A 14726-nucleotide genomic window follows, 5' to 3' on the forward strand; every position below is an offset into this window, starting at 1 on the left:
TTCAATACCTCGTAAGGTCACTTATGCATTGCTGTAATTAATAGCTTTAGGTTTATCTTTAAATATTAACTAGGTAGTTAGAGTATGAAAAAACCGTAAATTATCATGCATAAAAATGAACTTTATTAATAATAACTTTATTTCTTAGTGGCTAGCTGTGTACTAATAGAATCTAAATGGTTATAGTTATCATTTGTATGTACGATCTTTTTATTGTTTGAGACTTAATCGATGTTAACTAAAAAAAATTTTTTAAAAGCGCCTATTGCAAGTGCTGTTATAGCCGCTTTTTGTTGTAGTAATGTATACGCTGAGCAAGTGGCTTCTGAGCCAAAAGAGAAAAAAATTGAAAGAATTACAGTTGTTGGAGCAACAACAAACTCAGAGATAACCCCAGAAGAATTAGAAAATTACCAAGCGAATGATTTAGAAGATATTTTTCGTCACACCCCTTCAGTGACTGTTGGTGGCTCGTTAGGTATTGCGCAAAAAATATTTGTTCGTGGTATGGAAGATTCAATGGTTAATGTAACGGTTGATGGCGCGCCGCAAACCAGTACTTTATTTCACCATATTGGTCGTGTTGCGATAGAGCCTGAACTGCTACAAAGTGTTGAAGTACAAGCTGGCGCAGGTGAGGCAACATCAGGTACAGGTGCTGTTGGTGGTGCTATTCGCTTTAAAACAAAAAGTGCTGACAATTTATTACGTGCAGATGAAAAATTTGGTGGTATTGCCAAGGCTAGCTACTTTTCTAACGATGGCCACAAAGAAAGTATTTCGTTATACGGTAAGCTAACGGATGAGGTGGGTGTACTTGCTTCTTACGTGAATGTTAGCCGTAATAACATGAAAGATGGCGATGGTGCAGAAATTCCGGGTACAGCAGCAGATCAAACTCTAGGCTTTATTAAAGTAAATGCTGAAATTACCGAAAACCAAGAATTAACCGTAAGTTACGAAAATCGCCAAGAAGAAGGTGAGTTTGGTAAACAAACTAACTGGGCGCCGCTAGCAACCGATCCATTATTTAAGTCATGGGGCGAGCGTGAAACTATCGTCTTAAATCATGCTTGGTACTTAAATGATCTAGTAAACCTTGAAACAACCCTTTATAGCACAGAATCATCGTTTAAACGTGAGCTATACACATGGGATGCTACCATCAAAACGACAGGTTTTGATATACGCAACACGAGTGAAATAGGTATGCACTCAATTACTTATGGTATCGAGCGAAAAGTTGACGAAGTGCACTCGCAGTCTTATGAAGACTTTGGCGGTATTTTTGACGAAGAAGGCACCGTAACGGGAGTTTATGTACAAGATCACTGGCAATTAACCGATGATTTTTTACTTAGTTTTGGTGCACGTTATGATGCTTATGAGCTTGACCATAACGGTATTGAAGCAAACTGGATCAAAGTAGACGGTAAATGGGTTATTGAAACCGATGCTAGCGGAACGCCAGTTACTTCTAATTCAGAGTTTTCAACCGATAAACAAGACGGTTTTAGTGGCAATATTGGTTTTGAATATAGCTTTACCGATGCACTTAAACTTTCAGCAGGCTACGCACAAGCATTACGTGGTAGACAAGTTGCCGATGCTTTTACTGTTGGCGAGCTGTCTCACAACCCTGAACTTTCACCTGAAGACGTTGATAACACTGAGCTTGGTTTAGTGTATAACGATGGTACATGGTTATTTGAAGCATCTGTTTATTTAAGTGTTATCAACGATGTTGTTTTTGACAAATTTAAAGGTCGTGAAGGCGTATTTTACGAAAATATTGGTGATTTAGAAACTAAAGGTGTTGAACTGGTAGCTGGTTATCAGGGAGATAATTTTGATGTTATCGTTAGTTATAACCACAACAATGTTGAGTTAAATAACGCTGCATTTGTTTGGCCAGATGCAAATGACGCATCAGGATATAGTACTGTTGTGTTAGATGGTGTTGATATGGCTGCTTATGAATATGGTGGTTTGGGTAATGCCGTTGGTGACGCACTAAACATTAATTTTAATTATCATATTAATGATCAAATTCAATTAGGTTTGAACTATAACCATGTTGCCAGCTTAAATGACATTGAAGTATTCCATCGTTCAATGGAACTCGGTTGGGTAACAGAGTTAGAAACCGTTAATAAACCAGGTTATAACTTATTTGATGCTTACGTAACCTACGAGCCAATTGACAACTTAAGGTTGGATTTGTCAGTACAAAACTTATTTGATGAATCATACCGTAGCCACGGCAGTGTTGCAGATTACGGGCATATTCCTGGCTATGAAGGGGTTGTTGGTATTAAAGAGCCTGGTCGAGATATACGTTTAACAGCGTCATATCAATTTTAATAAAGCGTAATGCGTTGGCTTAAATCAATGCATTCATACTTGTATAATTAGGTGCTCATAAAGTGTAGCTTTATGGGCACCTTATGCGTTTATAGCTTAGCTTATGAGTGATAGTGTTAACGCTCAGCAAAGGCTGAATGCTTATGCGGCTTATCCAAATAGTATGGAATCTCTAGGTAAAATATAAGTAACCGACAATGATATAAATCACATAAAAGCTTAACAAAGAGATCGCTTTGAGTCGGCTAACAGTATGGCTGAATAATAAAAAAAGCGTCAGTACTAGAGTAATTAAGAGTAAAGCCCATTGATCGAAGCTAGCAAAGCGACCATCAAATGAGATAGGAGATATTAAAGACGACACACCCAGAATGCCTAAAATATTAAAAATATTACTCCCCACCACATTACCAACCGCAACATCCATATGCTTACGTAATACAGCAACTAGCGATATCATAAACTCAGGTAAAGAAGTTCCTACAGCAACAAGTGTTAAGCCTATTAGCGCTTCAGACACGCCAAATTTGGTCGCTATTATTGTCGCCCCAGTAACAAACCATTGTGCGCCTAGTATTAAGAATATTAACCCTATTGTGATAGATAATATGATTAAATAGCTGTTGTGGGGACGACTGTGTAGCGCTTTACCTTCGTCTTGGTGAAGTTTTTGTGATGGGTTTTTTTGGTTTTTTTCTTTGAGAATAGTTAGTCCTAGGTAGGCGAACAGTGCCGTAATCATTAGCACCCCGGACAGCAGAGAAAAAGAGCCAGACAACCCCACTATTACGAGTAATGATGTTGCGCTTAGCATAACAATAGCGTCGCGCTTAAGTGCCAACGGCTTAAATGCCAAAGGAGTGATTAAAGCACAAGTGCCAAGAATAAGCCCTATATTGCCAATATTACTGCCAATAATGTTACCTAAGGCAACAGAAGGGGTATTATTTAATACGGCATTAATTGACACAATTAACTCTGGCATTGAAGTGCCAAAGCCGACAATAATTAAGCCACTTAAAAATGGTGATACTTGAAGTTTATTCGCAGCAGACATTGCTCCACGTATTAGAAGCTCACCACCACTAAGTAGCATGATAAGCCCTGCAATAACCATGATGTAATTCATTCATTCACCTGAAGAAAGTTTTTTGCATTATATAGGGTAAGTTACAAAATTATGTGTTTTTTTTATAGGCTTTATCTCCTATAACTCCTATACTCGTTGCCAAATTAACCTTGACAATATTAAGCGCATATCTTTGTTTTCATTCATATCTACATTACTCTTAGCTGGGTTTTGGTTTCTCCTTGCAGAGGGTGACCTTGCGTCGCTATTAGTGGGTATTGTTTTCATTCCTTTAAGTGTTTTTGTGTTAGTAAAGCTTTCTGAAAAGGCGAATACTGCTCGTAGTGGTGCGCGTCTTCAGTTTATTAAAATCCCTAAGTTTGTTGGTTTTTTTTTATATCAGTCAATTAAAGGGGGTAAAGACACTGCATTACGTGCGTTTTCGTTGAACATGCAGTTACAACCTGAGTTTGTTCATTACCCTATTAAGCATATTCCCGCAGGCTTACCAATGAATTTATTTATGAATGTTGTCAGCTTATTACCTGGTTCAGTCGGTGTAATTAGAGAGCCAAATAGTGTGCTTGTCCATGTATTAGCAGTAACCGACCAGACACTCAATGAAATTTATGCGTGTGAACTAATTGTGAGCGAACTATTTGGGTTAGATGTGTCGGCGCCTAAGCGTAACCCCATAACTAAAAAGGCTACTTGAGATGAACTATTTTTATATAGCAGTCGTTGTTACTTTGTTGTTGTGCTTAATTTTAGGGTTAATAAGAGTATTAGCGGGCCCCGATAATGCCAATCGTATGTTAGCGGCGCAATTATTTGGCACTATAGGTACAACCGTTGTTATTGTACTCTCTGTACTTCAACATAATGAAGAAATTACCAATGTTGCGCTTGTTTTTACGCTATTAGCATCAATCACTGTTGTTGCTTTTTTAAAGTTAGCTGAGCAACCCTTCGACTCGACAACAATAGATAGCAACAATGATGATCGTTAATATTTACACCATTTTTATGGTGTCACTCGGCTGTTTGTTCTTTATTGCAGGTACCTTGGGTTTGTTACGTTTTCCTGATGTATTTTGTCGATTACATGCATTAACTAAATCAGATAATTTAGGCTTAGGGTTAATTACTTTAGGCTTATTACCACAAGTAGACAGTGTTTCTATGGCGATAAAGATTTTACTGATTTGGACATTATTACTTTTAACGAGTGCAACGAGTTGTCATTTGGTGGCTCGGCATGAACGGCGGAGACAGTTGAGTGAGCAAGCTGAAGGTCTACACAATAACCCACACAGCGAAGGAGGTAATGAACCGTGAATGTAGACTTATGGATTGACTTTTTATTATGCGTGTCTGTTTTAGTTATAGCGAGTTCAATTTTTTTAGTAAAGCAGTCGTTCACTGCTATCGTATTGTTTATTAGCTTAGGGCTCGTTATTACTTTGTGTTGGATACAGTTAAATGCTATTGATGTTGCTATCGCAGAGGCCGCTATTGGTGCTGGGCTAACTGGCGCCATGCTACTTGCAGCATGGCGAAAATTATCAATGGATAAAACCGCAGAAAAAGCCATTGTAAAAACTGTTGAAAATACCAATACAACAAAGCCACGAGGTGAGGTTTGAGTACTTTATTAAAGAGCCATCGGCAAGCTATAGAAAAAGCGATTATTGTTGGTTTGGTGGTTACTTTTATCATAACTCTCTTGTTAGCTTTGTTTAACCAACCAGTCCATGATAATAGTTTACAAGCGCTTGCTGTAGCGGATATTAATCAAACTGGCGTTACCAATATTGTTACTGCGGTGCTCTTAAACTATCGCGCCTACGATACTTTTATCGAATTTTCGGTTTTTTTATGTGTCGCCATTGCGGTACTTCCTTATATTCTTGAAGTGCCTGTAGTGAAATTTCAATTACACACAGAATCCCAAGTATTACTTATCGCTAAAGCATTTATTCCGCTAACTATTGTTATGGCGGGTTACTTATTATGGATAGGCTCAAGCAAGCCTGGTGGTGCTTTTCAAGCAGCAGCATTACTAGCGGGCTGTTTAGTATTGTTATCGCTAGCGAATGTGAGGGTTATTGATTTTACTAAGCTAGGTTACCGTTTGTTAATGTCTTCGGGCGTGTTAGCGTTTTCAGTGGCAATACTATTGTTTTATCTCGAGTCACAAGCGTTTATAAAATTCCCCGTTGAGTTAGCTGGCGCAAGTATTTTAGCGATAGAGTTTTTTGCTACATTTGCGATTGCCCTAATATTGTTTCTTTGTTTTGAGTCTATTAATAAAGGGCATGCATAATGGAGTTAACACAAACTAATCTATACACCTTATGCGCCATATTGTTGTTGGCAATCGGCTTACTTGGTTTCCTCCTAAATACTGACTTTATCCGAAAAGTATTGGGGTTGAATATTATTGGTATTGCCATTTTTATGTTGTTACTTGCAGTGGCGAATACTTACCCAGCAGCGATAGATCCCATTCCTCATGCAATGGTACTTACGGGTATTATTGTTGCAGCTGCGGGCACGGCTTTAGGGCTTAATTTAGCGTCAAAAATAGCAAAATTTTCTCGAATAGTACAAAAAGAAGAAGTGATAACCTCCGCCGAGTCATTGTCTGATAAAGCTTATATAACTAGCCCAAATAACACGCAAGAGAGAGGTTAACTTGTTAGATAGCCTTATAACAACTTTCGTTAGTACGTATTCAATTCCGGTTCTCATTGTTTTACCTGTGGTTATTGCGGTTATTTGCTTTGTGGTAGGTAACATTACTTTAAGCCGTATTGTTAGTGTCGTTAGTGGCATATTTCTTGTCATAACCTGTTTATTGCAGGCAGGTTATGTTTTACAACAAGCCGCTGCTATTGAGCTTGTTGTTGGCAATTGGCAGCCACCATTAGGTATTCGGCTATCGGTTAATGAATTTAGTGCCATTATGCTATTAATGACTTCTACTATCGGTTTAGCAATCACTTTTTACAGTACCAAATACTTTAACAGTGATGATAAAGAAGTACGCTTTTGGCCATTATGGTGGTTTCTAATTACGGCGTTAAACGGTATTTTTATTTCATCTGATATTTTTAATACCTATATTATGCTCGAGCTACTGGGCTTAACTGCGGTTAGTTTAATTGCCATTCAAGGCACGCAGCAAGCATTACAAGCATCATTTCAATATTTACTAGTTGGGCTGTTTGGCTCATTAATGTACCTACTAGGTGTCGCTATTATTTATCGCACTTATGGGGTGCTTGATAACCAGTTGATTGCCAATATGGTTGAAAATAATCTTAGTATGCAATTAGCTTTGGTATTGATTACCTTAGGGATGATGATGAAGTGTGCGTTATTTCCCTTACATTTCTGGCTTCCCTCTGCGCACTCTAATGCTTCTGCGCCAGTGAGTGCGATGTTGTCGGCTTTAGTCGTGAAAGCGGCATTTTTTATATTATTTACATTTTGGTTTGAAATTTTAACTGCTGTTGTTACAACGGCGGCAGTAACAGTGATGGGGATTTTCGGTGCCATGGCTGTGATATATGGCTCGTATCGTGCTTTTACCTCGCCACGGTTAAAACAATTAATTGCTTATTCAACAGTGGCACAAATTGGCTATTTATTTCTCGCTTTCCCGCTAATGATTGCAACGCCTGAGTTAGCCAGAACAGCCGTTATTTACTTTATTGTTGCTCATGGTTGTGCCAAAGCGGCGATGTTTTTAGCTGCTGGCGTTATTCAAAAAACCATGGGTCACGATCAACTATCACAGCTGCAAGGTATTGCAACTAAGTTACCTTTGAGTATTTTTATTTTTGCAGTAACCAGCGCAAGCTTAATTGGTTTGCCACCTAGTGGTGGTTTTATTGCTAAATGGCTGTTACTAAATAATGCCGTGGAGGCGGATCAATGGTGGTGGGTTTTAACATTATTTATTGGTGGTTTATTAGCGAGTGCGTATTTATTTAGGGTACTGAACTTAGCTTTCACGACACCTGAAAATAAAGACGGATCTGAAGAAAAATTCCATACTGTTTCAATGGTTAGTGAAAGTAAACTGTTAGGTGCCGTGGGGCTATCTATTATCACTATTGTTATTGGGTTGAACGCGATGTGGTTAACTAACCTAATAACGAGTAGCTATTAAATGATACAAAAAAATCACCATAAAACCACTAATAGCTTTCAGGTAGTAAGAGGTCGGTCATTATGTTAAACCAGTGGTTGCCGCTTATTATATTAATTGTTGCGTTTGGTACTGGCATTTTTATGCTGGTTATTAACGAGAAAAGTGAAAGGTTAAGAACCTCTGTTAACTTAACCAGTGCTGCCGTTAATATCGTACTAATTGCAATGATGTTGCTAGGGGTTTCTCAAGGGGAAGTATTTGAAACACGCTTACCCTTACTACCCGATATTAACTTGGTTTTAAAAGCGGATGCCTTGTCATTGGCGTTTGTTACGCTTTCAGGCGTATTATGGTTTTTTACCACAATTTATGCGGTAGGTTATTTTAAGCATGGTAAAAATCGTAGTCGTTTTTTTGGTTTTTTTAGTCTGTGCGTATTTTCAACGCTGGGTGTCGCCTTAGCGGGAAATTTAATTACATTTTTAATTTTTTATGAGTTACTTACTTTAGCGACATACCCGCTAATTGTACACAAAGGCAATGACGCTTCTTTAAGTTCAGGAAGAATCTACTTACGCTACACTATGATTGGTGGCGCAATTTTAATGGTTGGTGTGGTTTGGTTAAAATCTATTGCGGGCGCATTAGATTTTTCAACGCCGGACATTTTGCAAAATACTCCCAATATAGATCCAATGGTTATCACCATTATTTTTATCATGTTAATAATAGGGTTAGGTGTAAAAGCTGCCTTGTTCCCTCTACATGGTTGGCTACCTCGCGCTATGGCCGCTCCTGCTCCGGTTAGTTCTTTATTACATGCTGTTGCTGTTGTTAAAGCTGGGGCTTTTGGCATTATTCGAGTGGTGTACGATGTTTATGGTGTTGACTTAGCTAATTCACTTGGCGTTTTACAAGTACTGCTAATTATGGCTTGTATCACCATTATTTATGGTTCAGTAAGGGCTGTTTATCAAGATGATATTAAAAAGCGCTTGGCATATTCAACCGTAAGTCAGGTTTCCTATATTACTCTTGGTATTGCGTTAGCAGGTCCTATTGCAGCGGTTGGCGCTATTATGCACTTGGTGCACCAAGGATTGATGAAGATAACAATGTTTTTTTGTGCTGGCTTGCTTGCAGAAACTCATCATATTTACAAAGTAAGTGAATTAAACGGTATTGCTAAAAAAATGCCGATTACTATGACTGTTTTTACTATCGCTGTTTTAGGTATGATAGGGATACCACCAATCGCGGGCTTTGTTTCTAAATGGTATCTTGGCGTTGGTGCTATTGAGGCAGGTCATGCTTGGGTTATTGCAGTGTTGGCGGGTAGCAGTGTTTTGAATGCTATTTATTTTTTGCCACTCATTTATCGAGCTTGGTTTGTTGAGCCTAGATTAAATGATAACGCTCATGCTGAGTTACCTGTTTCACCTAATAAGTCGTGGTCGCTTGAAGCACACTGGATGATGCTGTTGCCACCTGTGGTAACTATTACTTTCGCTACATTAGCGGGACTATTTGCTCAGAGCCAATATAGTGCTTTGAGTTGGGCGACACTTATTGCCTCATCTGAATCGATAGGCTTTAGTCAAATCAGTAGTATGTTACAACCAATACTTTTAACAGTGCCAACATCAAACCTCTTGCTATGGTGTGTTGTACTGCCTTTTATTTTGGCGGCACTTCTCGCGTTACTCCCAAGGGTAACTCGACTAAATTATTTGATGCCCCTTTGTGCACTGCCTGCGGTTTATCTTGGTTTACAGCCAAGTGATCTTGTTCAAATAACTCCTTTTATGTTTTTTGGTAGCGAGTTGCTCCTTGATGACTTCAGTCAGGCATTTTTATTACTCGCAGGCATACTGTGGTTGTTGAGTTCAAGTTACGCGTTGTTTTATCCGCATATAGGTCGTAACAAGTCAGGCTTTGTCAGATTGTTTTGTATTGCCATGGGCAGTAGTTTTGGTGTGGTGCTTAGTACTGATATGTTTGGGTTTATCACCTTCTTTACACTTATGAGTTTATCGTCTTATGTTTTGATTATTCGAGATAAAAGCGATGCTGCCATAACCGCTGCTAACGTATATATAAAATGGGTTATTGTTGGTGAAATTGCTATTTTTAGTGCATTTTGTGTTTTAAATTATATGGCGTTATCTCAACAAGTTGTTGTAACCCCTTTACTGCAGTTTACGGGGATAATGCTTGTTGTTGGCTTTGGTATTAAAATTGGGTTATTAGGTTTTCATTCATGGCTACCTTTAGCGCATCCTGTTGCAGCGGTACCAGCCAGTGCTTTGCTGAGTGGTTTTATGGTTAAGGCGGGTATGATTGGCTGGTTAAGGTTTTTTCCATTTGAATATAATCTTACCGTGAATAATGAAGTGATTTTTTATCATTTAGGTTTATTAACCCTTGGTCTAGGTATTAGTGGTGCGTTTTATGCTGCAATAAAAGGTATGTTGCAGCAAAACCCTAAAGCGGTATTAGCGTATTCAACAGTAAGTCAAATGGGGATATTGTCGGCTTGTTTTGGAGTAATGCTTGTTTTTCCTACTTTAAAAGAGGCTATGGTCATTGCGGTGGTGTTTTATGCTATTCATCACGGGTTGGCTAAATCTGCGTTGTTTTTATCTGTTGGTATTGCACCTCTCTTAAATACGAGAACTGAAGTTGCTCTTATAATACGAACTCTTACTTGTGTGGCTGTAATATTTCCAGCACTCTCGTTAGTAGGAATTGCCTTTACAAGCGGTTTTTTTGCTAAATCAGAGGTGAAGGCTTTATTGTATGATTTACCCTCTTTGAAATACGCCATTGTGATAAGCGCCGTGTTTACGGGGCTACTAATGTGTCGTTTTGTTGATAAACTTTATGCTAAAGCCCAACAGCAAGATATACATGAGCATAATGAACATCCTAATAATATTTATTATCCACTCTTAGCTATTTGTCTTGTGAATTGTATATTGGTGCTGTTGGCACCGCTTTATTTGCTGAGCGAGCAACATACAATATCAACGTTATTATCAAAAGTGACGATAAGCAGTGCGCTGCTCTCTATTATACCAATAGTGTTTTCATTATTAATATATAAAGGGGTAACTGCCCTTGGGTTTGACAAACGCGCTGGTTCAGCTAAGAACATGATATCGAATGTAAATGCACTAAAATGGGTACTTTTTGTTAGCCATTTATTTAATAATATCGCCGTGAAACTTTCTACTCTTAATATATTCATTCGAGCCAAGGCTTATGTTGACGATAAATTGTCGGCTAAAGAGGTCATGCCGTTAAATATGCAATCTACTTATGTGTCATTAGTATTAATGGTTGTTTGTATGCTGTTGTTATTTTCTTTTGTGAGCTAATTACTGTCAGCATTAATCATTATTTTGTGTAAAGTGTGTTAGGTTGAGTAATTGTAGTAAAGCCATGCCCTAATAAGGAGCTTACACCATGAAAGTAACAAGCAAGTATTGCGCAGCAATGCTTTTCATTTTGCTGATATTCAACAAGCCTATATCTGCTGCTGAACCTGAGCAGCCTATTGCTGCCGACACTATACAAGGGAAAATAATACAAGGGCAAATAATTTGGGGTGATTTATATACAGGTAATGTGCAAGCTTCATTAGATTTTTATACGGCCACGTTTGGCTGGACGACAAAAACCTTCGGACAAGACAATACCCGGTATCACTTATTGTATGATGGTGATCAAGCCATTGCAGGCGTATTAAAGCGGCCCACACAACGTAATAAAACCGAGAGCGCACTTTGGATTGGTAGTTTTGCTACAAATAACGTTCAGTTGGCCGTCAACAATGCCAGTAACAAGCAAGCAACCATTATGTTAGCGCCGCATAACTTTGCGTTATATGGAGAGCGTGCGGTTATTGCTGATCCTCAAGGGGCTATTGTGGCATTACTTGACCTTGATGAGAAAAAGCAATCACACCAAAACATTAGTGCTAAGTGGGACTGGGCACAGTTATTTAGCGTTAACACTCAAAAGGCCGCTGACTTTTATCGAGATGCATTTAGCTACAGCATCGAGCAGGTTGAGAATAACAAAGGTAGCTTTTATTTATTAAAACAAGAAATATTGAGAGCCAGTATTGTGAGTATTCCTGCGTCGTTCGAACAACGCGATCGCTGGGTGAATTTTGTAGTTGTGGATAATTTAGCTAAAACACTCGTTGCCGCAGATAAAAATGGTGCAGAAATAATTTACCAGCCTCAGGGAGCGCAAGTTGCAATTATTGCTGATCCTCAAGGAGCACTTTTAGGCCTTACTGAGCAGGAGAGTGAATAATGAAATTGATTAAAATTACGGTTATCTCTTTAGCTACTTTACTCATAAGCCTGACCTTATCGGGTTGTGAAAATACTCATGTTAGCGGCTCAATAAGTTACGGCATGGGAATTGGCGGCGGCTATCCAATGTATTATGGTTCGGGCTATCCACGCCATTCTAATGTGGTGGTAGTTAAACCACCAAGACAAGCAAGACCACGACCAAATAGACCTAGCACAAGGCCTGCACGAGTAGGCCGACGTTAATTTAAAGGGCTCGCCTATTAACAGTGAGTCCTGTCTTATTGCTCTCCTAATGCCGAATGATTACTTTATTATATTATATTCCTTATTTGTATATTGAACGTAAATCAGTTATAAAATGAATAGTGCTTATTAAAAAGAGGCTAGTCAATGTTAACTCGTTTATGCGTTTTTGGTATCTCACTTCTGTTAAGTCATACTGCTAGTGCTAATGAAAAGTTCATGATTAACTTTGAATTATTACAGGGTAAAACACAGTTAGAGCAAGGCTCATTACCTACGTCAAAAAAATTAGTTGGCTGGAATAAAGGTCGGCAGAAAAGCTATCTTCGCTTAAGTTGTAATCAGCAAGATAATGGTAACGCTGAAAAGTTACTTTCTACTGTTGATCTATTTGATGGCTTAAAAATCACGCAAAAAACGTTGGGAGATTTAATTGAGCTAACTGTGGTGTTTAATAAGGTAACCTCAAGCAACTTAGCGATTAGGGCGTTAGAAAAAAATGAATGTGTTGAGCTGGCGCCAACCGTTGATACAATTACTGAAACCTATCGATTTGTAGCGCATAAAGGCCTTGAACAAGATCAACCATTTGGGCAATTTATGACCTTTAAAAGTAGTATTAAATAATCATAACCTGAGCATGTAAAAAATTGAAAGTGCATTGCTATCTAAAGCCTTTATAATAAAAGCCTCTTAGTAGCAATTACACGGATAGGCTTATGTCTCAGCATATCGCGCAAGTTCTTTGGCAACGTGCCAGTAATGAAAATTTCATCGATAATAAATACAGTAGAGCACATCAATGGAACTTTGATGGCGGTATTAACGTTGCCGCATCACCTTCGCCACTCGTTGTTCCAGCCCCTTATTCTGTCGCTGATAATGTTGACCCTGAAGAGGCTTTTATTGTCTCATTATCTAGCTGCCATATGCTGTTTTTTTTAACGATCGCTGCCAAGCAGAAGTTTATCGTCGATGAGTATATTGACGATGCTATTGGGGTGATGTCAAAAAACGAAGCAGGAAAAGTGGCTATGACAACCGTAACATTACGCCCCAAAATTACTTTTTCAGGAGCATTAAAGCCAACACGAGTTGAGCTTGAAAGTATGCATCATCAAGCGCATGAACAATGTTTTATTGCTAACTCCGTTAATACCAAAGTTGTGACAGAAGTGATTATGTAACTGAGTTGTCAATTGATCATGTTATTGTGGCACTTTTACTGTGCTGATAATAAAAGTACCACAATACACCTACCCAGTATGAGTTATTTGCAGTACAGATCTTTATTTTGCCAACCTTTGCTCTTTTAAATTTAGGCGTTTATGTGAACTAAATACTCGCCTATGTTCGTCACCCTTTGTTAAGTATGCGTCCATTTCAACAGTGAAAAGTGATGAAGGGTAAATTTCTAAAATACCGTATTCGCCTAAGCTTGCAGACAGTAAAGCAACTTTGCCGTTGGCAGTGAAACTTTTATCAAAATCTTTAAAGTCGCCATTAATATATAGCTTTGCGCCATGAAACCATGAGTTGGTGATTTTGACCTTGTGGCCTTTCACCGTAAATGTAAATTCTTTTCTCATTAAGTACCTCTCAGTCTAAAAATCCATCGCTCTGACAAAATTGAGTGTGATTAGCCTTATAGTCTTAGCTTTCAGGGTTTTATTACAAAGAGCATGGCGATATAGCGCTTTTATTTATGTCGAGTTACCAAATTCCTTTCGCGAGACAACGACTTTTTACCACATCATTATTGTTTTTTTGTAATTGCGCTATTTTTTTAGTGCGAGTACATTCCCATTGTTCTACGGGGTACATTTTATCCCACGCTATCATGAGTTGGCGTTGCTGCTTACTCATATTAAATGCTTCATAGGTAGCGTCCATGTACAAATAAGTGCGAGATATTGCACCACGGGCAATAACGGGAGGCTCTGCTTTGCGCTGTTCTATTTTCATTTGACAACTACCAAAACTACTTGGAGTTGTAGGTAGCATAGTGAAATTATAATTACTGCGTAATGCGTTTACCGCGCCTATAGCGGGATATAAATTAAACATGTCAGCCTGTAAATAACGATACTGTTCATTTATTTTTTCAGCGCAACGTCGGCCTTTATAGGTTTTACCTTTGCTGGTAACACATTGATTGTCGCCTACGCGCCACTCTTTGAAGGCTCGACCAAAATTCTCTGCGGGTACTATATGTTCCCACTCTATTCTTGCGGCACGTTTTTTATGTTTAGTGGCGCTAAAGCCTGATGGCAAGGCTACTTTTTTGTCAGCGCTGAAACTAGCGTCACAATAAAGCGTTTTACGGTTGTCGGGATAGACTTCACGCTCAAGTATTTTTTTTGCTTGATTAAAGGATTGAATCGACTGGTTGGAAGCAAAACTGGTAACCGTAAAAAGCAGTAATAGTACAGGTGACAGTGCAGATAATAGTGTCAGAATAAATTTCATGAATGTTTATCGTTATTATTTTTATCGTGCGACAACATTAAACGATATTACGCGTACAAGCGTTATATCGTAGACATTGTCTTTATTA

General features: G+C 38.5%; 16 protein-coding genes. 13 read left to right on the plus strand and 3 right to left on the minus strand.

Annotated features, from left to right (window positions below):
• Positions 1-231 precede the first annotated feature (231 nt).
• Entirely contained in the window at positions 232-2364 is a 2133-nt protein-coding gene (locus tag ABD005_RS03220) for a TonB-dependent receptor (protein WP_343814911.1), read from the plus strand.
• 172 nt (positions 2365-2536) lie between these two features.
• Here ABD005_RS03220 and ABD005_RS03225 read toward each other — a convergent pair whose 3' ends face one another.
• Positions 2537-3493: a calcium/sodium antiporter gene (locus ABD005_RS03225; protein WP_343814913.1), complete on the minus strand. Its 957-nt coding sequence runs from the start codon at positions 3491-3493 to the stop codon at positions 2537-2539.
• Between the two features lie 133 nt (positions 3494-3626).
• Between ABD005_RS03225 and ABD005_RS03230 the strand changes: the two genes are divergently transcribed.
• The 12 genes from ABD005_RS03230 to ABD005_RS03285 all read left to right on the plus strand — a co-directional run bounded on the left by ABD005_RS03230 (position 3627) and on the right by ABD005_RS03285 (position 13356).
• A complete protein-coding gene (locus ABD005_RS03230; protein ID WP_343814915.1) occupies positions 3627-4148 on the plus strand; it encodes a Na+/H+ antiporter subunit E in 522 nt (173 codons plus the stop codon).
• Position 4149: 1 nt separating this feature from the next.
• Positions 4150-4443: an MrpF/PhaF family protein gene (locus ABD005_RS03235; protein ID WP_215978446.1), complete on the plus strand. Its 294-nt coding sequence runs from the start codon at positions 4150-4152 to the stop codon at positions 4441-4443.
• Complete coding sequence (locus ABD005_RS03240; RefSeq protein WP_343814918.1) at positions 4430-4771, plus strand: monovalent cation/H(+) antiporter subunit G; 342 nt, start codon at positions 4430-4432, stop codon at positions 4769-4771. Before ABD005_RS03235 ends, ABD005_RS03240 begins: the two co-directional genes overlap by 14 nt.
• Entirely contained in the window at positions 4768-5079 is a 312-nt protein-coding gene (locus ABD005_RS03245) for a hydrogenase subunit MbhD domain-containing protein (protein WP_343814920.1), read from the plus strand. Before ABD005_RS03240 ends, ABD005_RS03245 begins: the two co-directional genes overlap by 4 nt.
• The gene (locus tag ABD005_RS03250) at positions 5076-5759 is read left to right on the plus strand and encodes an MnhB domain-containing protein (RefSeq protein ID WP_215978449.1); all 684 of its coding nucleotides are present in this window, start codon (positions 5076-5078) and stop codon (positions 5757-5759) included. Before ABD005_RS03245 ends, ABD005_RS03250 begins: the two co-directional genes overlap by 4 nt.
• On the plus strand, positions 5759-6130 hold the full coding sequence (locus ABD005_RS03255) for an NADH-quinone oxidoreductase subunit K (RefSeq protein WP_215978450.1): 372 nt from the start codon (positions 5759-5761) through the stop codon (positions 6128-6130). Before ABD005_RS03250 ends, ABD005_RS03255 begins: the two co-directional genes overlap by 1 nt.
• 1 nt (position 6131) lies before the next feature.
• Positions 6132-7613 carry a complex I subunit 5 family protein gene (locus ABD005_RS03260; protein WP_343814923.1) on the plus strand — a complete coding sequence of 494 codons (1482 nt, stop codon included), beginning with the start codon at positions 6132-6134 and terminating at the stop codon, positions 7611-7613.
• 62 nt (positions 7614-7675) lie between these two features.
• On the plus strand, positions 7676-10975 hold the full coding sequence (locus ABD005_RS03265; protein ID WP_343814925.1) for a complex I subunit 5 family protein: 3300 nt from the start codon (positions 7676-7678) through the stop codon (positions 10973-10975).
• 88 nt (positions 10976-11063) lie between these two features.
• The gene (locus tag ABD005_RS03270) at positions 11064-11921 is read left to right on the plus strand and encodes a VOC family protein (protein WP_343814927.1); all 858 of its coding nucleotides are present in this window, start codon (positions 11064-11066) and stop codon (positions 11919-11921) included.
• Positions 11921-12169: a hypothetical protein gene (locus ABD005_RS03275; RefSeq protein ID WP_215978453.1), complete on the plus strand. Its 249-nt coding sequence runs from the start codon at positions 11921-11923 to the stop codon at positions 12167-12169. The genes ABD005_RS03270 and ABD005_RS03275 overlap by 1 nt, the downstream gene beginning before the upstream one ends.
• Positions 12170-12316: 147 nt before the next feature.
• Complete coding sequence (locus ABD005_RS03280; protein ID WP_343814928.1) at positions 12317-12796, plus strand: hypothetical protein; 480 nt, start codon at positions 12317-12319, stop codon at positions 12794-12796.
• Positions 12797-12888: 92 nt separating this feature from the next.
• Positions 12889-13356 carry an OsmC family protein gene (locus ABD005_RS03285; RefSeq protein WP_343814930.1) on the plus strand — a complete coding sequence of 156 codons (468 nt, stop codon included), beginning with the start codon at positions 12889-12891 and terminating at the stop codon, positions 13354-13356.
• Positions 13357-13458: 102 nt separating this feature from the next.
• On the opposite strand, the gene ABD005_RS03290 is transcribed toward ABD005_RS03285, so the two are convergent.
• On the minus strand, positions 13459-13758 hold the full coding sequence (locus tag ABD005_RS03290; protein ID WP_215978456.1) for a hypothetical protein: 300 nt from the start codon (positions 13756-13758) through the stop codon (positions 13459-13461).
• Positions 13759-13882: 124 nt separating this feature from the next.
• Positions 13883-14638 (minus strand): endonuclease, encoded by a 756-nt coding sequence (locus tag ABD005_RS03295; RefSeq protein ID WP_215978457.1) that lies wholly within the window; start codon positions 14636-14638, stop codon positions 13883-13885.
• Positions 14639-14726: the final 88 nt, after the last annotated feature.

It is taken from the genome of Colwellia asteriadis (assembly GCF_039523295.1).
GTDB classification, from domain to species: domain Bacteria; phylum Pseudomonadota; class Gammaproteobacteria; order Enterobacterales; family Alteromonadaceae; genus Colwellia; species Colwellia asteriadis.